General features: G+C 64.4%; 24 protein-coding genes. 12 read left to right on the top strand and 12 right to left on the bottom strand.

What is annotated here, in order from left to right; genetic code table 11:
• The first annotated feature begins 180 nt into the window (after nucleotides 1–180).
• From IQ16_RS03015 to IQ16_RS03025, 3 genes are all read left to right on the top strand, one after another.
• Nucleotides 181–735 (top strand): fasciclin domain-containing protein, encoded by a 555-nt coding sequence (locus IQ16_RS03015; protein WP_018645154.1) that lies wholly within the window; start codon nucleotides 181–183, stop codon nucleotides 733–735.
• Nucleotides 736–918: 183 nt separating this feature from the next.
• Nucleotides 919–1,548 carry a cytochrome b/b6 domain-containing protein gene (locus IQ16_RS03020; RefSeq protein ID WP_018645155.1) on the top strand — a complete coding sequence of 210 codons (630 nt, stop codon included), beginning with the start codon at nucleotides 919–921 and terminating at the stop codon, nucleotides 1,546–1,548.
• Nucleotides 1,549–1,562: 14 nt separating this feature from the next.
• Nucleotides 1,563–2,345 carry a molybdopterin-binding protein gene (locus IQ16_RS03025; RefSeq protein WP_018645156.1) on the top strand — a complete coding sequence of 261 codons (783 nt, stop codon included), beginning with the start codon at nucleotides 1,563–1,565 and terminating at the stop codon, nucleotides 2,343–2,345.
• 98 nt (nucleotides 2,346–2,443) lie between these two features.
• Here IQ16_RS03025 and IQ16_RS03030 read toward each other — a convergent pair whose 3' ends face one another.
• On the bottom strand, nucleotides 2,444–3,646 hold the full coding sequence (locus tag IQ16_RS03030) for a YbfB/YjiJ family MFS transporter (protein ID WP_026312328.1): 1,203 nt from the start codon (nucleotides 3,644–3,646) through the stop codon (nucleotides 2,444–2,446).
• Nucleotides 3,647–3,883: 237 nt separating this feature from the next.
• Between IQ16_RS03030 and leuB the strand changes: the two genes are divergently transcribed.
• Nucleotides 3,884–4,996, top strand: coding sequence for a 3-isopropylmalate dehydrogenase (gene leuB / locus IQ16_RS03035; RefSeq protein ID WP_018645157.1), 1,113 nt, complete (start codon nucleotides 3,884–3,886; stop codon nucleotides 4,994–4,996).
• A 128-nt stretch (nucleotides 4,997–5,124) separates the two neighbouring features.
• The gene (locus tag IQ16_RS03040) at nucleotides 5,125–5,763 is read left to right on the top strand and encodes a DapH/DapD/GlmU-related protein (RefSeq protein ID WP_018645158.1); all 639 of its coding nucleotides are present in this window, start codon (nucleotides 5,125–5,127) and stop codon (nucleotides 5,761–5,763) included.
• A 184-nt stretch (nucleotides 5,764–5,947) separates the two neighbouring features.
• Here the strand turns inward: IQ16_RS03040 and IQ16_RS03050 are convergent, their stop codons facing one another.
• Both IQ16_RS03050 and IQ16_RS03055 read right to left on the bottom strand, forming a co-directional pair.
• Entirely contained in the window at nucleotides 5,948–6,331 is a 384-nt protein-coding gene (locus tag IQ16_RS03050; protein WP_026312136.1) for a hypothetical protein, read from the bottom strand.
• A 169-nt stretch (nucleotides 6,332–6,500) separates the two neighbouring features.
• A complete protein-coding gene (locus IQ16_RS03055; protein WP_145831179.1) occupies nucleotides 6,501–7,295 on the bottom strand; it encodes a hypothetical protein in 795 nt (264 codons plus the stop codon).
• A gap of 116 nt (nucleotides 7,296–7,411) precedes the next feature.
• On the opposite strand from IQ16_RS03055, the gene IQ16_RS03060 reads away from it, so the two are divergent.
• A complete protein-coding gene (locus IQ16_RS03060; protein ID WP_018643949.1) occupies nucleotides 7,412–8,446 on the top strand; it encodes an aspartate-semialdehyde dehydrogenase in 1,035 nt (344 codons plus the stop codon).
• Between the two features lie 119 nt (nucleotides 8,447–8,565).
• On the opposite strand, the gene IQ16_RS03065 is transcribed toward IQ16_RS03060, so the two are convergent.
• Nucleotides 8,566–9,210 carry a carbonic anhydrase gene (locus IQ16_RS03065; protein WP_018643948.1) on the bottom strand — a complete coding sequence of 215 codons (645 nt, stop codon included), beginning with the start codon at nucleotides 9,208–9,210 and terminating at the stop codon, nucleotides 8,566–8,568.
• Nucleotides 9,211–9,321: 111 nt separating this feature from the next.
• Here IQ16_RS03065 and IQ16_RS03070 point away from each other — a divergent pair, with 111 nt between their 5' ends.
• A complete protein-coding gene (locus IQ16_RS03070; protein WP_018643947.1) occupies nucleotides 9,322–10,203 on the top strand; it encodes an HpcH/HpaI aldolase/citrate lyase family protein in 882 nt (293 codons plus the stop codon).
• A 4-nt stretch (nucleotides 10,204–10,207) separates the two neighbouring features.
• Here the strand turns inward: IQ16_RS03070 and IQ16_RS03075 are convergent, their stop codons facing one another.
• Nucleotides 10,208–11,068, bottom strand: a complete 861-nt coding sequence (locus IQ16_RS03075; RefSeq protein WP_244635503.1) for a Crp/Fnr family transcriptional regulator — start codon at nucleotides 11,066–11,068, stop codon at nucleotides 10,208–10,210.
• Between the two features lie 320 nt (nucleotides 11,069–11,388).
• The gene (locus tag IQ16_RS03080) at nucleotides 11,389–12,144 is read right to left on the bottom strand and encodes an SDR family NAD(P)-dependent oxidoreductase (RefSeq protein ID WP_018643944.1); all 756 of its coding nucleotides are present in this window, start codon (nucleotides 12,142–12,144) and stop codon (nucleotides 11,389–11,391) included.
• 191 nt (nucleotides 12,145–12,335) lie between these two features.
• On the opposite strand from IQ16_RS03080, the gene IQ16_RS03085 reads away from it, so the two are divergent.
• Both IQ16_RS03085 and IQ16_RS03090 read left to right on the top strand, forming a co-directional pair.
• Complete coding sequence (locus tag IQ16_RS03085) at nucleotides 12,336–13,229, top strand: AraC family transcriptional regulator (protein ID WP_018643943.1); 894 nt, start codon at nucleotides 12,336–12,338, stop codon at nucleotides 13,227–13,229.
• Nucleotides 13,230–13,240: 11 nt separating this feature from the next.
• A complete protein-coding gene (locus tag IQ16_RS03090) occupies nucleotides 13,241–14,014 on the top strand; it encodes an N-acyl homoserine lactonase family protein (protein WP_018643942.1) in 774 nt (257 codons plus the stop codon).
• A 9-nt stretch (nucleotides 14,015–14,023) separates the two neighbouring features.
• Here IQ16_RS03090 and IQ16_RS03095 read toward each other — a convergent pair whose 3' ends face one another.
• The 4 genes from IQ16_RS03095 to IQ16_RS03110 form a co-directional block, all read right to left on the bottom strand.
• Nucleotides 14,024–14,443: a hypothetical protein gene (locus IQ16_RS03095; protein WP_018643941.1), complete on the bottom strand. Its 420-nt coding sequence runs from the start codon at nucleotides 14,441–14,443 to the stop codon at nucleotides 14,024–14,026.
• A 223-nt stretch (nucleotides 14,444–14,666) separates the two neighbouring features.
• On the bottom strand, nucleotides 14,667–15,452 hold the full coding sequence (locus IQ16_RS03100; RefSeq protein ID WP_018643940.1) for a glycosyltransferase family 32 protein: 786 nt from the start codon (nucleotides 15,450–15,452) through the stop codon (nucleotides 14,667–14,669).
• Nucleotides 15,453–15,532: 80 nt separating this feature from the next.
• Nucleotides 15,533–16,138 carry a 3-isopropylmalate dehydratase small subunit gene (gene leuD / locus IQ16_RS03105; RefSeq protein ID WP_018643939.1) on the bottom strand — a complete coding sequence of 202 codons (606 nt, stop codon included), beginning with the start codon at nucleotides 16,136–16,138 and terminating at the stop codon, nucleotides 15,533–15,535.
• An 83-nt stretch (nucleotides 16,139–16,221) separates the two neighbouring features.
• Nucleotides 16,222–16,791: a pyridoxamine 5'-phosphate oxidase family protein gene (locus IQ16_RS03110; RefSeq protein WP_018643938.1), complete on the bottom strand. Its 570-nt coding sequence runs from the start codon at nucleotides 16,789–16,791 to the stop codon at nucleotides 16,222–16,224.
• Nucleotides 16,792–16,888: 97 nt separating this feature from the next.
• Between IQ16_RS03110 and IQ16_RS03115 the strand changes: the two genes are divergently transcribed.
• On the top strand, nucleotides 16,889–17,692 hold the full coding sequence (locus IQ16_RS03115) for a helix-turn-helix transcriptional regulator (RefSeq protein ID WP_018643937.1): 804 nt from the start codon (nucleotides 16,889–16,891) through the stop codon (nucleotides 17,690–17,692).
• 4 nt (nucleotides 17,693–17,696) lie between these two features.
• Here IQ16_RS03115 and IQ16_RS03120 read toward each other — a convergent pair whose 3' ends face one another.
• A complete protein-coding gene (locus tag IQ16_RS03120) occupies nucleotides 17,697–18,095 on the bottom strand; it encodes a metallopeptidase family protein (RefSeq protein ID WP_026312134.1) in 399 nt (132 codons plus the stop codon).
• Nucleotides 18,096–18,267: 172 nt separating this feature from the next.
• On the opposite strand from IQ16_RS03120, the gene IQ16_RS03125 reads away from it, so the two are divergent.
• A complete protein-coding gene (locus IQ16_RS03125) occupies nucleotides 18,268–18,561 on the top strand; it encodes a hypothetical protein (RefSeq protein ID WP_018643936.1) in 294 nt (97 codons plus the stop codon).
• Nucleotides 18,562–18,872: 311 nt separating this feature from the next.
• On the opposite strand, the gene IQ16_RS03135 is transcribed toward IQ16_RS03125, so the two are convergent.
• Nucleotides 18,873–19,172: a DUF1330 domain-containing protein gene (locus IQ16_RS03135; RefSeq protein WP_018643934.1), complete on the bottom strand. Its 300-nt coding sequence runs from the start codon at nucleotides 19,170–19,172 to the stop codon at nucleotides 18,873–18,875.
• 245 nt (nucleotides 19,173–19,417) lie between these two features.
• Between IQ16_RS03135 and IQ16_RS03140 the strand changes: the two genes are divergently transcribed.
• A complete protein-coding gene (locus tag IQ16_RS03140; protein WP_026312133.1) occupies nucleotides 19,418–19,954 on the top strand; it encodes a hypothetical protein in 537 nt (178 codons plus the stop codon).
• Nucleotides 19,955–19,988 lie beyond the last annotated feature (34 nt).

Consider the following 19,988-nt stretch of genomic DNA (forward strand, 5'->3'; position numbering starts at 1 on the left):
AACATCCCCCCGCATAGTTTCACGCATCACAAAGAATTTTTCCCCGAAACCGCATCGCAAATCCTCCCGTAGTTCGGTCCAACGACGGCGCTTCTGCTTCACGCCAAGGGGTCGCAAGCACCGTTGTTGCCCAACTCAAGCGCCGGCCATCGCCGGTCAAATTCAATCGGGAGACTCTCCATGTCGAAGCGCATTGCCTATCTCGCTGCCGCCGCCTTCAGCGCCCTCGCCATCACCGCGACCGTGGTCGCGCCGGTGCGTGCCGAGGAGAAGACCGTCATGGTCGGCGGTGCCGCGATGTTCCCGTCCAAGAACATCGTCCAGAACGCGGTCAACTCGAAGGACCACACCACGCTGGTCGCGGCGGTGAAGGCGGCCGGCCTCGTGCCGACGCTGGAAAGCAAGGGTCCGTTCACGGTGTTCGCGCCGACCAACGCCGCCTTCGGCAAGCTGCCGGCCGGCACCGTCGACAGCCTGGTCAAGCCCGAGAACAAGGCGACCCTGACCAAGATCCTCACCTACCATGTCGTGCCCGGCAAGCTCGAGGCCTCCGACCTCACCGACGGCAAGAAGCTGAAGACCGCCGAGGGCGAGGAGCTGACGGTCAAGAAGATGGACGGCAAGACCTGGATCGTCGACGCCAAGGGCGGCACCTCGATGGTGACGATCACCAACGTCAACCAGTCGAACGGCGTCATCCATGTGGTCGACACCGTGCTGATGCCGGCGACGTAACACCGCGGACCCCTGTTTCATCCCCCGAACAGGGTGCTTTGCGATGGCGAGCCGGGGGTGCCCGGCTCGCTTTTTTGTGACCAGCATAGCCTGCGGGCATCGATTCGATGGCCAACGGGGCGTAACGAAAGCGGACGCATCGGCGTATATTCGGTGTCACACGACGTTCAGGACGGAACCACCATGGCGAGCCTCACAGTCACCGACGAGCAGGTCAGGTCCACCCCGACCAAAGTGATCCAGCCGGCCTGGGTCCGCGTCATGCATTGGATCAACGCCCTCGCCATGATCCTGATGATCCTGTCGGGCTGGCAGATCTACAACGCCTCGCCGCTGTTCGGCTTCAGCTTCCCGCGTGAGTACACGCTCGGCGGCTGGCTCGGCGGCGGCCTGCTCTGGCATTTTGCGGCGATGTGGCTGCTGATGATCAACGGTCTCGCCTATCTCATCACCGGTTTTGCCACCGGTCGCTTCCGCAAGAAACTGCTGCCGATCACGCCATCAGGCGTGCTGCATGACGTCAGGGCCGCGCTGACCTTCAAGCTCGGCCATGACGACCTCACGGTCTACAATTACGTGCAGCGCCTGCTCTATGCCGGCATCATCGTGGTCGGCGTGCTGATCGTGCTCTCCGGCCTTGGGATGTGGAAGCCGGTGCAGCTCTATTACCTCGTGATGCTGTTCGGCGACTATCCGACCGCGCGCTACGTGCATTTCTTCTGCATGGCCGCGATCTGCGTCTTCCTCGTCATTCACGTCCTGCTCGCGCTGCTGGTGCCGAAGAGCCTGCGCGCGATGATCATTGGCCGCTGATTAGGAGAATTATCATGGCCAAGCGTTCATTCCTGATCCCCGGCGTCGACAAGCGATTGCTCATCAAGGACGCCATCAAGACGATGCCGGATTTTACCCGCCGGCGCTTCATTGCGGGCGGCGCCAGCTTAGGCGCGCTGACGCTGCTGACCGGCTGCGACGTCGTGGACTCGTCCTCGGCCGATACGCTGCTGTCGCAGGTCTCGAAATTCAACGACGCGGTGCAGGCCTTCATCTTCAATCCCGACGCGCTGGCGCCGACCTTCCCCGAGAGCGCGATCACGAAGCCGTTCCCGTTCAACGCCTATTATGATCTCGACGACGCGCCTGATGTCGACGGCAAAGACTGGAAGCTCGAAGTGCGCGGCCTCGTCGACAACAAGAAATCGTGGACGCTGGACGAGCTCTACAAGCTGCCGCAGGTGACGCAGATCACGCGTCACATCTGCGTCGAAGGCTGGAGCGCGATCGGCAGCTGGACCGGCACGCCCTTGCGCGATTTCCTCAAGCTGATCGGCGCCGACACGCGCGCCAAATATGTCTGGTTCCAGTGCGCCGACAAGGACGGCTACAACTCGCCGCTCGACATGCGCAGCGCGCTGCATCCGCAGACCCAGATGACGTTCAAATACGCGAACGAGATTCTGCCGCGTGCCTACGGCTTCCCAATGAAGATCCGCGTGCCGACAAAACTCGGCTTCAAGAACCCGAAATACGTGGTCTCGATGGAAGTCACCAACGACTACAAGGGCGGCTACTGGGAAGACCAGGGGTATAATTCGTTTAGTGGGAGCTGAGGCGAACTCCGCTGCCGTAGGGTGGGCAAAGCGAAGCGTGCCCACCATTTCATCTATCATGAAGTCGGTGGGCGCGGCGCTGCGCGCCTTTACCCACCCTACGGCACCGGTTGCTTGGCTGGCCCCACCTTCCGCTGGCATAACGCCGCCACCGCCCCGAGCGCCAGCAATGCGGCCGAGACATTCAGCGCATAGCTCAAGCTCCCCAGCGCGTCGGTGATCGCGCCGACCACGATCGGGCCGAGCGTCTGGCCGACGCCGAACGAGATCGTCATCGCCGCGATCGCGGTCGGCCACACCTCCGGCGGATAGTTGAAGCGCACGAAGGCGGTGGTCGAGCCGACCACGGCGAAGAAGGCGACGCCGAACACGACCGCCGATACCGCGAGCCAGGCCGGCGAATGCCCCAGCATCGGCAAGGCTGCACCGAGTGCGTTGGTGCCGAGGATGATGGCGGTGGCGAGCCCGCCGCGATCGAGCGCCAGCACGCCGCGCCAGGCCCAGGGCGTGACGAAGGCGGACAGGCCGATCAGGCTCCAGAACGCGGCCTGCGCCGCGGCGCCGCCGCCGCCGTCGCGCACATAGGCGATCATGAAGGTCATGTAGGCGATGTAGCCCGCGCCGAACAGGAAATAGCCGGCCAGATAAATCAGCACGGGCGGAAGCGCGAAGGCGGCATGGCCGCCTTCCGAGAAACGTGCACCGCTTTCGATGCGGATCAGGAACAGCGGGATCGTCATGGCGACGGACAGCAGCGTCAGCGCCCACCACACCAGCCACCACGAGCCCGGTCCGAAATATTGCAGCGTGAACGGGGCGATCAGCCCCGAGGCGAGAATGCCGATGCCGGGCCCGGCGTAGAACAGGCTGAGCAGGAAATTGGCCCGCTCCGGGCGCGACTGCGCGATCGCCGCGGCCAGCGCGCCGCCGGCGACGAAGCCGGCCGCCGCCCCCAGGCCCAGCACCAGGCGGGCAAGGCTCAGCGCGACGAAATTGCCCGTCAGTGCGCAAGTTGCGAGCGCGGCGACGCAGGCCAGGGTTCCGCCGCGGATCGCCGCCGACCAGCCGACGCGCCGGATCAACCGGGACGCCACCAGGGCGCCCACGAGATAGCCGACGGCGTTGATGGTGTTCATGAAACCGGCCGCCGAGTAGGACCAGCCGAGGTCCTCCCGCATGTCGGGCAGCACCAGCGCATAGGCAAAGCGGCCGATACCGAGCCCGACCGTCGCGGCCAGCGACAGGGTCAGGATCAGCCGCGCGGGATGCGCCTCTAGCGGGGGGCGGTCAGGGGCGTGCAAAGGGGTAACTCCGGCCTATGCAGTGTGGCAGGCCCCGTCCGCCTTGCACAGCCGCACCCCGGCAATGGTGTCTTGCCAAGCGCGCAACGCCGCTCTAGCACTCCGGCCGAACCGTCATTCCGGGGCGCGCAAAGCGCGAGCCCGGAATCCATAACCACGATCGGGAGTATGGATTCCGGGCCCGCGCCTAAGGCGGCGCGTCCCGGAATGACGAGCTGGTATTGAGAGGAAACGACCATGGCGACCCACAAATTGCTGCTGCTCCCCGGCGACGGTATCGGCCCGGAGGTGATGGGCGAGGTGAAGCGGCTGATCGACTGGCTGAATTCGGCCGGGATCGCCAAATTCGAGACCGATACCGGCCTGGTCGGCGGCTCGGCCTATGACGCCCACAAGGTGTCGATCTCCGAGGGCGACATGGCCAAGGCGCTTGCGGCCGACGCCATCATCTTCGGCGCGGTCGGCGGCCCCAAGTGGGATGCGGTGCCCTATGAGGTGCGCCCTGAAGCCGGCCTGCTGCGCCTGCGCAAGGATCTTGCCCTGTTCGCCAATCTTCGTCCCGCCGTGTGCTACCCGGCGCTGGCGGATGCCTCCAGCCTGAAGCGCGAGGCGGTCGAGGGCCTCGACATCGTCATCGTGCGCGAGCTCACCGGCGGCGTCTATTTCGGCGAGCCCAAGACCATCACCGATCTCGGCAACGGCCAGAAGCGCGCCATCGATACCCAGGTCTACGACACCTATGAGATCGAGCGCATCGGCCGCGTCGCCTTCGAGCTTGCCAGGAAGCGCAAGAACAAGGTGACGTCGATGGAGAAGCGCAACGTCATGAAGTCGGGCGTGCTCTGGAACGAGGTCATGACCCAGGTCCACAAGCGCGAATATCCCGACGTCACGCTCGAGCATCAGCTCGCCGATTCCGGCGGCATGATGCTGGTGAAGTGGCCGAAGCAGTTCGACGTCATCGTCACCGACAATCTGTTCGGCGACATGCTGTCGGACATCGCGGCGATGCTCACGGGCTCGCTCGGGATGCTGCCCTCGGCCTCGCTCGGCGAAGTCGACGTCAAGACCAAGAAGCGCAAGGCGCTGTACGAGCCGGTGCACGGCTCGGCGCCCGACATCGCCGGCAAGGGCCTCGCCAACCCGATCGCGATGATCTCGTCCTTCGGCATGGCGCTGCGCTATTCGTTCGACATGGGCGATCTCGCCGACAAGGTCGACGCCGCGATCGCCGCGGTGCTGGCCAGCGGCCTGCGCACCGCCGACATCAAGTCGGAAGGCACCACGGCCGCCTCGACCACGCAGATGGGCGAAGCGATTTTGAAGGAATTGCAGAAGCTGCACGCGTAAGGCTTGCACCGCTCTTGTAGGGTGGGCAAAGCGAAGCGTGCCCACGCATCTTTTCCGACCGAGAGAGATCGTGGGCACGGCGCAAAGCGCCTTTGCCCACCCTACGGCACCTTCATCGGAGCTCCCTCATGGATACCCCACCCCGCCCCAAGATCGCGGAAACCATCATCCATGAAACGGTGCGCCGGCGCGAGGCGCAGATCGGGCGGCGCTGCGAGGTGCTCGCCAACACCCGCATCGAATATTCTTCGCTCGGCGACTACTCCTATCTCGGCGAGAATTGCGAGGTCGCCGACGCGGCGATCGGAAAATTCACCGCGATCGCCAATTCGGTGCGGATCGGCGCGCCCAACCATCCGATGGGCCGTCCGTCGCAGCATCGCTTCACCTATGTCCCCGAATATTACGAGGCGTCGGCGACCCGCGATCGCGACTTCTTCGCAGGCCGCCGCGGCGATCGCGTGATCGTCGGCAATGATGTCTGGATCGGCCACGCCGCGATCCTGCTGCCGGGCGTGAACGTCGGCGACGGCGCGGTGATCGCCGCAGGCGCTGTCGTCAGCCGCGATGTCGAGCCCTACACCATCGTCGGCGGCGTTCCCGCGCGCGCCATCCGCAAGCGCTTTCCTGAGTCTGTCGCCGAGAGCCTGCAGCGCATCGCCTGGTGGGATTGGCCGGATGCGCTCATCTTTGAGCGCCTCGGCGATTTCCGCTCCGAGGCGATCGAGGAGTTTTGCCGGCGTTACGATCCGGCTGCTAATTCGTAAGACGCGTCTCGCACAAACAACAGTATCGTAGGGTGGGCAAAGCGAAGCGTGCCCACGCATCTTTTCCGATCGTGGAGAGATGGTGGGCACGGCGCAAGGGCGCCTTTGCCCACCCTACGGCACCTCGCAAAAACAAAAAGGCCGGGCGTGAGCCCGGCCTTTTGATTCGGTCGTGACGCCCGCCTCAGTACAGCGGGAAATTCCGCGGATAGCCGCCGACGTCGGCCGGCGTGCTCAGCGGCTGGCGATCGATCGGCCGGTTGTTGTTCTCGCGTGCGAAGGTCGGATAGCCGATCTCCGGCGGGAAGGCGTAGTCGGTGAACTTGCGGTCGCCCGGATTGACCTCGGTGCCGCCGTCGAGCCAGGAGCGCTTGCTCACATAGATGCGGGTGCGGCCCTGCTGATAGACCGCGTTGGGGCCGGCCGGGCCGTAATAGGGCCGGCCGCGCTCGTCATAGCGCTTGGTCTTGGTGTCGGCCGCAGCCGGCGTCGCGAACGCGATGGCAATCGCGGCGCCCGCCGCAAGCAGCGTCGCCAGTTTGTTCGCGGCAGAGAATTTCGAGCTCATCACGTCCCCTTCAGGCGGCACGCCGCCAGTCGATTTCGCCCCATACTAGCCCGGCCGGGGTGGTTGCAACTAGGTCTATTGGGTCACACCAGCCCGGAATAATCGGGCGTACCGGCAAAAGTTGCATGCAAACCAGCCACTTGGGCTTGATGCAGATCCTTGGTGCAGGTCAAAGCGCCCCGCGCAATTGCGCATTCGCGGCGTCGAGCAGCCAGTCCGGAGAGCCCTGAGACGATCCTTGGGGCTCGCAACCCCGGCGCTTCAGTTCGGCGCGGGCGAACAATTCCGCCAGCTTCGGCTCATTGCCGGAGGTGAGCAGCGTCAGCCGGTTCAGCGTGCAGGCGATCGCCGCGCGCCGGGCCGGCAGCGTATCGCCCTGGCAGGAGAAGCCGGAGATCTGCAGCGCCGGCTCCTCGCTGCGCTTGAGAAAGCCAAGGCAGGCCACCTTCGCCGTGCCGGTCGGCCGGAACAGGGCAACGGGGCCGAATTTGGTGTCGATCAGGCCGGCCTGCTCAAACGGAGCGTCCGTAGCCAAGCTCATCTGGACGGCGAGGTCGGCCGCTGCCGGGCGCGTCACGTCGAATTCGCCGCCCTCCCGGTAGATCTCGAGCTGGGCCAGCGGCTTGTCCGCCTCGCCCGTCCAGCGCATCACGTCCTTGCGGCCCCCTTCGGGATGCCGAAGGATGGCGTAAGATACTGTTTTCTCGGATGAATCGAGCCGGGTGACGGCGAACGCCGGATGCGAGCGGCCGGCGATGCTCCAGCCGGGCCTGGAGGCGGGCTCATCGTCGCGCAAGGCAGGCAGCTGGCCGAGGGCGGCGAGGCCCAGGATGGCAAACAGGAGCAGCGCCCCTACATAGGCGAACAGGCGTGCCACCGTGCCGACCACCTCGTCGGCGAAGGCTGCGAGCGTCAGATGGATCTGGGTAGGGCTAACGGCCGTCCTGGCCTCAGGCGACTGCATCCACGGCCTTCAGGCATGGTCCAACGTTGTCTTGAGCCCGGTTCTCGCATAGAAGCGCTGCTCTTCCTGTTTAAGCGTCAGCTTCAGGAACGGGCTTTTTCATCGGAGAGTGAACGATGGGTTACAAAGTCGCAGTCGTCGGCGCGACCGGCAATGTCGGACGCGAAATGCTCAACATCCTCGACGAGCGCAAATTCCCTGCGGACGAGGTCGTGGCCCTGGCGTCGCGCCGCAGCGTCGGCGTCGAGGTCTCCTATGGCGACCGCACCCTGAAGGTCAAAGCGCTTGAGCATTACGACTTCTCCGACGTCGACATCTGCCTGATGTCGGCGGGCGGCTCGGTGTCGAAGGAATGGTCGCCGCAGATCGGCGCCGCCGGCGCGGTCGTGATCGACAATTCCTCGGCCTGGCGCATGGACCCGGACGTGCCGTTGATCGTGCCCGAGGTGAACGCGGCCGCGACCGAAGGCTTCAAGAAGAAGAACATCATCGCCAACCCGAACTGCTCGACCGCGCAGCTCGTGGTCGCGCTGAAGCCGCTGCACGACAAGGCGACCATCAAGCGCGTCGTGGTCTCGACCTATCAATCGGTGTCGGGCGCCGGCAAGGACGCGATGGACGAATTGTTCTCGCAGACCAAGGCCGTCTACACCAATGACGAGCTGGTCGCGAAGAAATTCCCCAAGCGCATCGCCTTCAACGTCATCCCCCACATCGACGTCTTCATGGAGGACGGCTACACCAAGGAAGAGTGGAAGATGATGGCGGAGACCAAGAAGATCCTTGATCCCAAGATCAAGCTCTCCGCGACCTGCGTGCGCGTGCCCGTGTTCGTCGGCCACTCCGAGGCCGTCAACATCGAGTTCGAGAATCCGATCACCGCGGACGAAGCCCGCGAGATCCTGCGCAAGGCGCCCGGCTGCCTCGTCATCGACAAGCAGGAGCCCGGCGGCTACGCCACGCCGTATGAGGCGGCCGGCGAGGACGCCACCTATATCAGCCGCATCCGCGAGGACGCGACGGTGGAGAACGGTCTCGCGCTGTGGTGCGTGTCCGACAATCTGCGCAAGGGCGCAGCCCTCAACGCCATCCAGATCGCGGAAGTGCTGATCAACCGCAAGCTGATCACCGCGAAGAAGAAGGCGGCGTAAGACACGTCACCGCTGCCGTAGGGTGGGCAAAGCGAAGCGTGCCCACCACCTGCATTTTGATCGAGAGAGATGGTGGGCACGGCGCTTCGCGCCTTTGCCCACCCTACCAGAGCGGCGGCCTAAGCCCCGCCGCGCGCGTTCCGAAATTCCTTCGCGACCTTGTCGAGCACGAACAGCGATCCCTCAGCGACGCCGAAATAGGCGCCGTGGGTCTGCATCTGGCCGGCATCCACGGCCTTGCGCACGAACGGGAAGGTCATCAGGTTTTCCAGGCTGCGGAACACCGCGGCCTTCTCGATGCGCTCGATGAATTGCGCCATCGATTCGTGGTCGCGCTGCTCGACCACCTCGCCGGGCTTGATGAACATCTGCATCCATTTGCCGATGAAGTCGCCGGGCGTCAGCGGCTCGATCTTGTCGACGAAGGCGCGGATGCCGCCGCATTGCGCGTGACCGAGCACCACGATGTGCTTCACCTTCAGCACCGTCACCGCATATTCCAGCGCCGCCGAGACGCCATGCGCGTTGCCGTCGGGCTGATACACCGGCACGAGGTTGGCGATGTTGCGGACGACGAACAATTCGCCCGGGCCGACGTCGAAGATCACCTCGGGCGAGACGCGGCTGTCGCAGCAGCCGATCACCATCACTTCCGGCGACTGCCCCTTCACCGACAATTCGCGGTAGCGGGTCTGCTCGGTCGGCAGCCGCTGGGTGGCGAAGGCCTTGTAACCTTCCAGCAAATGCTCAGGGAATGTGATCATGGCCTATGCCTAACCATAGAGCCCGGGAACGAACAAGCCTTTCGAATAGGCAAGCCAAGTGCTATCGGCTCAGGTCAGAAGAGAGACGAGGAAACTGGAAGGAACGATCGCATGACCCGCCCGCGCCGCAGTCATCTGTTCATGCCCGGCTCCAACCCCCGCGCGCTGGAAAAGGCCAAAAATCTCTCCGCCGACGGCCTGATCCTCGATCTGGAAGACTCCGTCGCCCCCGAGGCCAAGGCGGTGGCCCGCGACGGCATCGCCGCCGCGATCGCGGCCAAGGGCTTCGGCAAGCGCGAGGTCCTGATCCGCACCAACGGTCTCGACACACCCTGGTGGGCCGATGACGTCGCGATGGCCGCCAAGGCCTCGCCCGATGGCATCCTGGTTCCAAAAGTTTCAAGCATCGAAGATCTCGACGCCATCGGCCGCCGCCTCGCCGAGCTTGGCGCTGCGCCCACCGTCAAGGTCTGGGCCATGATCGAGACCGCGCGCGCCGTGCTGCATGCCGAGGAGCTGGCCGCCGCCGGGCGCGATCCGAAAACACGCCTGTCCGGTTTCGTGTTCGGCCCGAACGACATCTCGCGCGAGACGCGCATCCGGATGCTGCCCGGCCGCGCCGCGATGATCCCGATGATCACCCACTGCATCCTGGCGACGCGCGCCCATGGCCTCGAGATCCTCGACGGCCCCTACAGCGACATCGCCAATTCCGACGGCTTTGCCACCGAATGCGCGCAGGGCCGCGACCTCGGCTTCGACGGCAAGACGCTGATCCATCCCTCGCAGATCGAAGCCTGCAACGCCATCTTCACGCCGCCCGAAGAGGAAGTCGCGCGCGCCCGAAAGATCATCGCGGCGTTCGAGCTGCCGGAGAACGCCTCGCGCGGCGCGATCCGTCTCGATGGTGCAATGGTCGAGCGCCTGCACGCCGATATGGCGCGGCGCACGATCGAGATCGCGGACGCGATCGCGGCGATGAGCAAGGGTTGAGGTATCAACTCGGCAAAGCGATATCCGTACCCGCTCCGCCGGAAGTGACGATGGCGCTTGCCCGAAGCGGCGCATGGGTCGGCTGCGGCGCCGCCAATTCCTGGCAATACATCCGATCGATCTTGCGCTGCATGAGCGCGTAGCAATCGCATGCGATCCTCTCGAGCCGCGCTCGATGGATCTCGACAAACCCGCGCCGCTCGGACGGGATGGCGCCGGCCTCGCGTAGCTTGCTCATCGTCAGAGTCACTGTCGGCCGCCGCACCCCAACCAATTGCGCCAGCGCCTCCTGCGTCACCGGAAGCAGGTCCTCGGGAACGCGGTCGTGAAGCTGCAGGAGCCACCGCGCCATGCGGCCATCCACCCGGTGCAGCGCGTTGCAGGCGGCGACGTGCTGGAGCTGCAACAGCACGGCGCGGGCGTGGACCTGCACGACATTCCTGATGGCTGCGCTTTGCGCATGGGCAGCGCGAAATTTGGCGGCGGAGATCACCGATGCAGTGCCGGCTATGCGGGCGATCGCGGTTACGGATGAAGGCGACGGGCCGAGCACGGAGAACGAGGCCAAGGCGCCTTCCCGTCCCATCAAGGTGGTCGCGACCGTTTGCCCGTCCGGCATATCGAGCATGAAGGCGATGGCGCCGCTATGGGGAAAATAGACCGGGTCGAGCTCGTCGCCCGATCGCACCAGGACGGCATCGGGTTCGAACGAGACCTTCTGGAAGTGGGGCGTAAGTAAAGCGAGATCCGCCGGCGGCAGCGCCGCCAATAGCCGATTCCCGATGCCCTTGCGGTGGGCTGTCACGGTGTCCTCTGTTGGACGAGCACCCAATGAACGACGGGAACCATCTGTTTCATTCGCCATGATTATCCGAAATGCGAATTGCGGAACGGTAACGCGATCCAAACAGAGCTAATAGTCGAGATCAAGCACGGATAATTGCGGTGCGCTTTCCCGCATCCTCGCCGTGCAAACAGTCATACTATTGACGCCCGTTGCCACCCGGCGATGCGCACAAGGTGGAAGCTCTGCTGTACGCTGCCATCAGCGGTTCGGCAGATGGTCGGGTCTTTCTCGGTGACGATTGCGGTGGCGAGATCGCGGATGCGATCGCGGTGATGGGGAAGGGCTGAGGGCTCGCGCACCCCGCCGCATTGCGACGAAGTGCGTAAGCGCCGCCTCGCTCAGATCGTCTGTCCGCCGGACACCTCGATCCGCTGGGCCGTGACCCAGCGGTTGTCGGGACCGAGCAGGCTCGCGACCATCGGCCCGATGTCGTCGGGCAGGCCGACGCGGCCGAGCGCTGTCATCTGCGCAAACTGCTTGTTCAAATCCGGCATGTCCCGAACGGCTCCGCCGAGGAAGTCGGTCTCGATCGCGCCCGGTGCGACGACGTTGGCGGTGATGCCGCGTCCGCCGAATTCCCTGGCCATGTAGATGGTCAGAACCTCGACGGCACCCTTCGCGGCAGCGTAGGCCGAGAAGCCCGGGAAGGACACGCGCGTCAGCCCGCTCGAGAAGTTGATGATCCGGCCCTTGTCGGCAAGCAGTGGCAGCAAGGCCTGCGTCAGGAAGAACGGCCCTTTGACATGCGTGCCGAACAGGGCGTCGAATTGCTGCTCCGTGGTCTCGGCAATCCCTGCCATTTCACCCTGACCGGCATTGTTGACGAGGTGATCGAACCTCTCCGTATCCCAGCGCTCGGTGAGCGCGGATCGAACGCTTGCAGCGAACGCGGGAAACGTCGAGACGGAGGTGACGTCGAGCTCGAGCGCGACCGCCTTTTGGCCGAGCGCCTCGATCTCGGCGACGACGTCGCGGGCAGCTGCAGCCCCGCTGCGATAGGTCACGATCACATCGCCGCCCTTACGTGCGATGGCGATCGCGGTGTTGCGGCCAAGGCCGCGACTGGCGCCGGTGACGAGGGAAATGGTGGGCATCGGTAGGTCCTCGAAGAGTTACGGTGAGGTCCTTCTGCCGGCGATCGATCATCCGGTGTTGCCGGATTCTCGGATTGTCTTGCCCAACCCTCCCGAATGCGGCCGCGGGCGGCTTGCCCAAAACTCCTGTTTTTTGACCCGATCCGCCGACCCGGATTGCCCGCGCACCGAGCCCGGCCTAGAATTGGCGTGTGACCGAAACGCTGCTCCAGATCGCCAGCCGTTATTCCGCAACTCACGCCGACGACAAAGGCCTTGCGTCCACGCCTTTCGCCGGCATCTCGATCATCCGCGAGACCGAGTCGAGCGCGCTCCAATTTGCGATCTCCAAGCCTCTGGTCGCATTGGTGCTGCAAGGTGCCAAGCGTGTTGCGACCGGCTCCACGTCCTTCGACTTTGGTGCAGGCGATTCACTGGTGATCGCGGGCGACGTGCCGACGGTCAGCCAGATCACGCGCGCCAAAGCCGTCGCGCCCTATCTGGCGCTCGTCATCGAACTCGATACTGTCGTCATCGAGGAGCTGGTCGTCGAGATGGGCTCGGTCCCGTTCGTTCCGTCCCAGCCGCTGCGCGTCGAGCCGACGGAGCAGGAGGTTGCAGATGCAGCGCTGCGGCTGCTGCGCCTGATCGACCGTCCCGCATCTCTGCCGATACTGCGACGCCAGTTGGTGCGAGAGCTGCACTACTGGCTGTTGGCCGGCCGGCACGGCGGCGCCATCAGGGCGCTCGGCATTGCCGACAGCCATGCGCATCGGATCGGCCGTGCGGTCGCGATCATTCGCGCCGGCTACGCCAAACCCCTGCGTATCGACCGGCTCGCCAAGGCTGCAGGCATGAGCCAATCGGCGTTTCACCTGCACTTTCGCAGCGTTACGTCGCTGACCCCGCTCCAGTTCCAGAAACAGCTTCGCCTGATCGAAGCCCGTCGCGCGATGCTGGCCGATGGCGCGCAGATCGCGACGGCGGCACATCTGGTCGGCTACGAAAGCGTCACGCAGTTCACGCGGGAATATTGCCGGCTGTTCGGCATGCCGCCCGGGCGTGACATGCGCGAGACGAAGCGGCGTATTGAAACGGCGGCTTGAAGAGTTCCCCAATGACGACGATTGACAGGATCTACATCCTCGACGGAGGCATTGCGGAGGTCGAAGACGGTTCGATCTATTCTCCCGGCATCAATGTCGGCGTCCCCATGACGCTAAGCTGCAATGCCTATCTCATCCGTCATCGCGGCGCGTGGCTGATCTGGGACACCGGCATAGAGGATGAGCTGGCGAAGCATCCCGAAGGGCGCATCATCGCGCATGGCATACGCGGCATCGTGCGCCGACCCATCGCGGACCAATTGGATGAAATCGGGGTGCGGCCCCGCGATATCCGCACGATCCTCCTGTCCCACGCGCATTTCGATCACATCGGAAATGTCGATCTGTTCGAAAATGCAAGATGGATCGCTCAGCGGGCCGAGTTCGAGGCCATGTTCGGACCGGAGCCTGAAGAATTCGGCTACTCATTTCAGCACTACAGGATGTTGAAAGAGCGGCCTTACGAGATCGTCGATGGTGACCACGACATCTTCGGTGACGGCGCGGTGCGCATGATCTTCACGCCCGGCCATACGCTCGGGCATAGCTCGCTGATGGTGAGGCTGCCGCGGCGCGGCGCCGTGCTGCTGAGCGGCGACGTCGCACACAATCGGGAGAACCTCCGGCACATGCGCGTGCCCTCATTCAATGCCGACCAGCAGGCAACGGTCGCCTCCATGGCCAAGGTGGTCGAGCTGCTTCGCGTCGAGAACGCCGAAATCTGGATCAATCATGATACCGCGGAGAGCGTCGAGCTACCTCACGCGCCGGATTGGATCGAGTAAAGACGCGCCTCAGCGCGGCGCGAGGTCGGCGCGGTCGAGCGACTCCAGCGTCGCGGCGTTGCCGCAATAGCCGCGATAGTTCTCCGCGGCGGTGCCCTCGGCGAGATCGCGGTCGCACTCTCCCTTGTGATTGCAGAGCGAGCAGACCCGCTCCATGTCGCGCAGCAGCAGCGGTTGTGCGCGGCCGAGCCCTTCGGCACTGATGCCGAGCTGCTCCAGCATCTTCGGCAGCTCGTCGGCGGCATGCTTGCCGTGACGGACCAGCTCTTCGAGATCATCGGGCGCGATCCTGAGATCGCTCGCGATGCGGTCGAAATCGGCGCGATCGAGCTGCCGCATCTCGTTCATCTCGCGGCGATGCTTCAGCCAGCTCGCGAAGGACTCGATGAGGTCCTGAACGATGGGATAAGGCCTGCTTGCGGTGCTCATGCGAGGCTCCGTTGGGGTCGTGGAATTGGAGCCAGATTAGGCACAATGGTGCAGGAGCGCGTTGCGCTGGATCAAATTGAGAAGCGATCAAGGTCGTGTCCCGGACGCGCTGCAGCGTGCAACGCTGCTGCGCAGAGCCGGGACCCAGGAGCGCGGCGAGATGGGTCCCGGCTCTGCGGAGCGGCACTTCGCGCCGCACCGCGTCCGGGACACGCGATGAATGCTACGCGAACCGCTCCGCCGCCCAGGCATACAGGCTGCCCGGAATCGGCTTCTCGCCGCCGCGGCCCTTTGGCGAGATGTGCAGGCCGATGATCTCGGGGTTGGTGACGAGGCCGAGATAGCTCGAGGGATCGAAGAATAATTTCGGCTCGGCATGCACGGCGTAGAACGACTGCTTCGGCAGCGCGTTCTGCAACTCGCCGGTGCGGCGCGCGAGCGCGGTGAGTGCCGCGGGCCCGTAGATCGCGACGCGTATATCGGAGAGACGGTTCGAGCCGCCGCGCAGGCGGCGCATCATGAAGGTGATGCGGTGGCGCACCGACAGCCAGTTCGGCGTCAGCTCCTCCTGCTCCATCAGCTCTTCAAAGGCGGCGACGATGCCGTGCTCGGGCGGAAGATAGATCACGGAATTGCCGAGCTGGCGCGGCCGCTCCCAGGCGAAATAGGGCTTTGCCGGATCGATCTCGACGGGCTTCAAGAGCAGCACGTCGGCGTCGAGCCAGAGGCCGAGGCCCTTCGCCATCAGCTTCATGCGGAAGAAGTCGCTGAACTGCAGCGTGGTCCAGTCGCGCCAGCTTCCGTCCGGCTGCGGCGGCCGCAGCCGTTCCGAGAACGCATGCGGCAGGATCGCCTCGGCCTCGGCATTCTCGACGCCCGCCGGCAGGCCGGGAATGGGGTCGAAGCTGTAGACCGTGACCTTGTGGCCGGCCGCGAGCTGCGAGCGCAGACAGGTCTGACGCAGCGCGTCCATTGGCCCATGCCAGAAGGTGACGATCTCGGGGAGCATGCACACAAGCTTAGGAGATAATGCGGGCAAAGAAAAAGCCCCGGCGCTGACAGCACCGGGGCTTCAAACGAGACTAAAGATCAGGCCCAGGCGCGTTCGCGCTTGAGCTTGTCCTCATAGTTGTCGATCGAGGCCTTCTTCTCCATGGTGAGGCCGATGTCGTCGAGGCCGTTGATCAGGCAGTGCTTGCGGAACGGGTCTATCTCGAACTTGACCTTGCCGCCGTCGGGACCGCGGATTTCCTGGTTCGGCAGGTCGATCGTCAGCGTCGCGTTGGCGCCGCGCTCGGCGTCGTCGAACAGCTTGTCGAGGTCTTCCTGCGAAACGCGGATCGGCAGAATGCCGTTCTTGAAGCAGTTGTTGTAGAAGATGTCGCCGAACGAGGTCGAGATCACGCAGCGGATGCCGAAGTCGAGCAGCGCCCAGGGCGCGTGCTCGCGGCTCGAGCCGCAGCCGAAATTGTCGCCGGCGACCAGCACCTTCGTGTTGCGATAGGCAGGCTGGTTGAGGACGAAATCCGGGTTTTCGCTGCCGTCGTCCTTGTAGCGCTGCTCCGAGAAGAGCCCCTTGCCAAGGCCGGTGCGCTTGATGGTCTTGAGGTACTGCTTCGGAATGATCATGTCGGTGTCGACATTGATGATCTTCAGCGGCGCCGCGACGCCTTCCAGCGTGGTGAACTTGTCCATTTCAGGCTTCCCGGTTCGAAGTCAGGGGTGGGCTGTTTAGCCCGGTTGGGGCACAAATCCTAGGCCGGATTCGGCAATCCTGGTCAGCCTGGCGGCGCCATGCTGTCAGGGGCAAAGCCGGTCGGCAGGCCGTCGATGCTCTTCATGTTCTTCAGACCCCAGTATTTTCGCAGATTGTTGACACCCTGCGCCGTCCAGTAGCGCAGGAGGCTGCCGCGCTCCTTCCTGTAATCGAACAGCGGCACGCCCATACCACATGACGTCTGCACGAGGTCGACCGAGAGGCGCACGATTTGCCGGGCGCCGGCCATGTCCTCGAAGTCAGGAGCCAGGTCGGCGTATTCCGGCGTGCCGCGCATGAGCGATCGCCCCTGGCCGTAGAGCCGCAGGATCACCGGAGCGCCGTCGAAGGCGCAAAACATGATGGTCAGCCGCTTGTCGTCGGAGGCAAGCAGATGCGCGCGGGTCTCGCTGCCGCTACCGGTGCAATCGATGTAGGCGACCTCGTTCTCTCCGAGCACCCGGAATGACGACAGGCCTTTGGGGGACACGTTGATGCGCCCCTTCGGCGGGGCGCTCGCGACGAAGAAGATTTTCTGCCGCTCGATGAAAGCCCTGTGCTCGGGTTCGATCCTGGCGAATTGCTTCCCCATGTCCGTGGGTCCTCTGCGCAGCGACGAAGCCAGCTTGGAGCTAGCATACCGCAGGTACCGGTTTAAGAACCTATATTATGCTGGTATAAAAACCACCATGAAAGGACAGGATCCAGTCGCTCCGGCTCTCTCGCTCAGCGCGTTCTTGCGGGCGCTCCGGGAGCGTCAATCGCCGGCGGAATTCGGCCTGGCCGCTGGAGCACGGCGGCGTACCCCCGGCCTCCGGCGTGAGGAGGTCGCTCAGCTCTGCGGATTGAGCGTCACCTGGTACACCTGGATCGAGCAGGGCCGCGATGTCTCCGTCTCGGCCTCGACGCTTGCACGCCTCGCCCGCGGATTGCGCCTGTCCCGAGCCGAGCGCAGCTATCTGTTCGAAGTTGCCGGCAAGCGCGATCCCGAGCGTCCCGGTAACAGGGACGATCCGCCTGAGGAGGTGCTGGCCTGCGTCGATGCGATCGATGGTCCCGCCTACATCCTCGATCGCACATGGAGCGCGCGTCGTTGGAATGCGAAAGCGTCCCTTCTGTTTGCAGGATGGCTCGATGCTGACGGTGAAAAAAATCTTCTGCGCTACATCTTCCTCAGGCCCGAGGCACGAACACTGATCCTCGACTGGACTCCACGCGCGCAACGCGTCGTCGCAGAGTTCCGTGCCGCAGTCACGGCCTATTCCGACGATCCGGACATTCGCCGGCTCGTCGAGGAGCTGAGACTAGGAAGCTCCGACTTTGAGCGCTGCTGGGAGACACAGGGAGTCTTGGCGCGCGAAGGCGGCGAACGCGCGTTCAATCATCCGACTGCCGGACTGCTGCACTATCAGCAGGTGTCGCTGTCTCTCGCGGGCTGGCCCGACTATCGCCTGACGATGCTTCTGCCTGCGCCATCCGTACGCGATCGATGACGTCCTACTCGGCTTGAGCCTCAATCGCGGCCATATCGTCGTCCGAGAGGCCGAAATGGTGGCCGATCTCGTGGATCAGGACGTGGCGGACGATGTGGCCGAGGCTTTCGTCGTGCTCGGCCCAGTAGTCGAGGATCGGCCGGCGGTAGAGCCAGACCATGTTGGGCAGCCGCGCCACGTCGCCAAGGCTCTGCTGGGGCAGGCCGACGCCCTGGAATAGGCCGAGCAGGTCGAACTCGCTCTCGCAGTCCATCTCGTCGAGGACCTCCTCGGTCGGGAAGTCGTCGACACGGAGGATCACGCCCTCGCAGAGCTTTCGAAACTCCGCCGGCAGGCGCTCGAAGATGTCATGTGCCGTCGCTTCCATCTCGGCCAGCGAGGGCGCTTTCAATTCCGTCCACATGCGACTCTCTTAACGCGGGTTCCGTGGCAATGCATCCGGCTTTATAAGATTGGGCCAAGAAGGAGCGTTGACGTCGCGCGCGAAAACGGGGAGCGTACGGCGCATCAAGGGGTTGGCAGAGGTCAGTGGTGGTGTGATGCGGGCGGGAACAGCGGTACCGGTTCTACTGTGCATGGGGTTGTTTTCGACTTTTTTTATCGGCGCCGAGGCCAATGCCCAGCCGCAGACGGCTGCGCCAGAGATCCGGCTGGCCCAGGCGGTCTCGCCCGATGATGTCCCCCCGCCGCGCAGGCGGCCTCCGGCGCGCTTGCGGGTGACGCCCTATTACACCCCTGATGGCGTCTATCCGCGCTACAATCCCGGGCCCGACGCGGTCCGCGAGTGCAACGCTACCTATGTGCAGGAATACAGGCCGAGCGGCACGGTGATCGTGCCGCGTATGCACTGCTTCTGGCGCCGAGGCTGACGCCCGCGTCGGCGAGCATCGCGGAGACCTCCTGAGGGGCGTCATGGCGAGATGGATTGCACTAGCCGCTGTTGCCGTCGTGCTTGCCGCGAACCCGCCTCGCGCTTCCGCTGCACACAGGGTGGCAATACCTGAGGCCTCGGCGGGAATCGCGGTTTTCGATGCGCGGCGACGCGCGCGAACCCCTGACATTGTGCGGCCCGCCGTGCGCCGTGATCCACGCTATTACGCGCGGCCCGTCTACTACCGCCCCTATCCCTACGGCGTGCCCGCACCCTTCGTGTTCGGCTACGGGCCGTGGTGGTGACGCGCTAGCCGGCCGGCGCAAATCCCTTCACCAGCAGCACCGTCGCCTGTGCGCCCGCTTTGCGATCGCGCGCGATGTCTTCGTATTCGGGCGAGTTCGAGAAGGCGAGGAACGCGGCCTCGTCGGGAAACGACATCATGACGAGCTTGTCATGCGGCCATGCGCCTTCGAGCACGCGCGGATGTTCATCGGCGGCGAGCAGCCGCCCGTTGTATTTTTTGAACACGTCGAAGAACCGCGCCTGATAGCGGTCATAGGCCGCGCGGTCGGTCATCTTCAATTGCGCAATCGCGTAGACGGTCATTTCGAATATTCCTTCGCAATCCTGTAGCCCGGATGGAGCGTAGCGAAATCCGGGATTCGTGCGGCGTGTGACACCGTTCCCGGATTGCGCTGCGCTTCATCCGGGCTACGGCGTCATGCACCTCATGCATTCATGAGGCATTCACGTCGCTGTCCGTAACTTAATCTCGGGAGCGACTGCAAATGAACAGCGGCGGCGCGAGACGCTGCGCCACAACGCCGCTGTCCACATACAGGGAGGAGTCCATGCTGAGGAGTTTGGGTCTCAGGGCAGGCCCGATGCGCTTGCTCGGGATTGCGGCCGCTACGACGCTGATGCTGACGGCGGGGAGCGCGCATCGCGCTGAAGCGCTCACCTTGATCAATCCGGCAACGTCACCTGCGACGAAAGCTGCGGCCGACGACCTCGTCACGCAGGTCCGGCATGGCGGCGGCGGGCATGGTGGTGGCGGACATTTTCACGGCGGCGGTGGCTTCCGCGGTGGCGGCGGACATTTCGGCGGCTTCCGCGGCGGCGGCTTTCATGGCGGCGGCTTCCGCGCCGCGCCGGCCTTTCACGGCGGCGGCATTCGTTACGGCGGATTCCGTCATTATGGCGGCTATCACCGCCACTGGGGCTATCGTCCCCATTACGGCTATCGCCACTTCCACCGGCGCTATTATTACGGCGGCTACTATCCCTACTACCACTATCCGCGCCGCTGCCGGATCATCTGGACCTATTACGGCCCGCGCCGCATCTGCCGCTGGCATCGCTGGCACTATCCGTATCGCTATTGGTAAGCACGATCGAAATGAAAAGGGCGCCTCAAAGGCG

The sequence above is a fragment of the Bradyrhizobium huanghuaihaiense genome (genome assembly GCF_007830635.1).
GTDB lineage: Bacteria > Pseudomonadota > Alphaproteobacteria > Rhizobiales > Xanthobacteraceae > Bradyrhizobium > Bradyrhizobium huanghuaihaiense.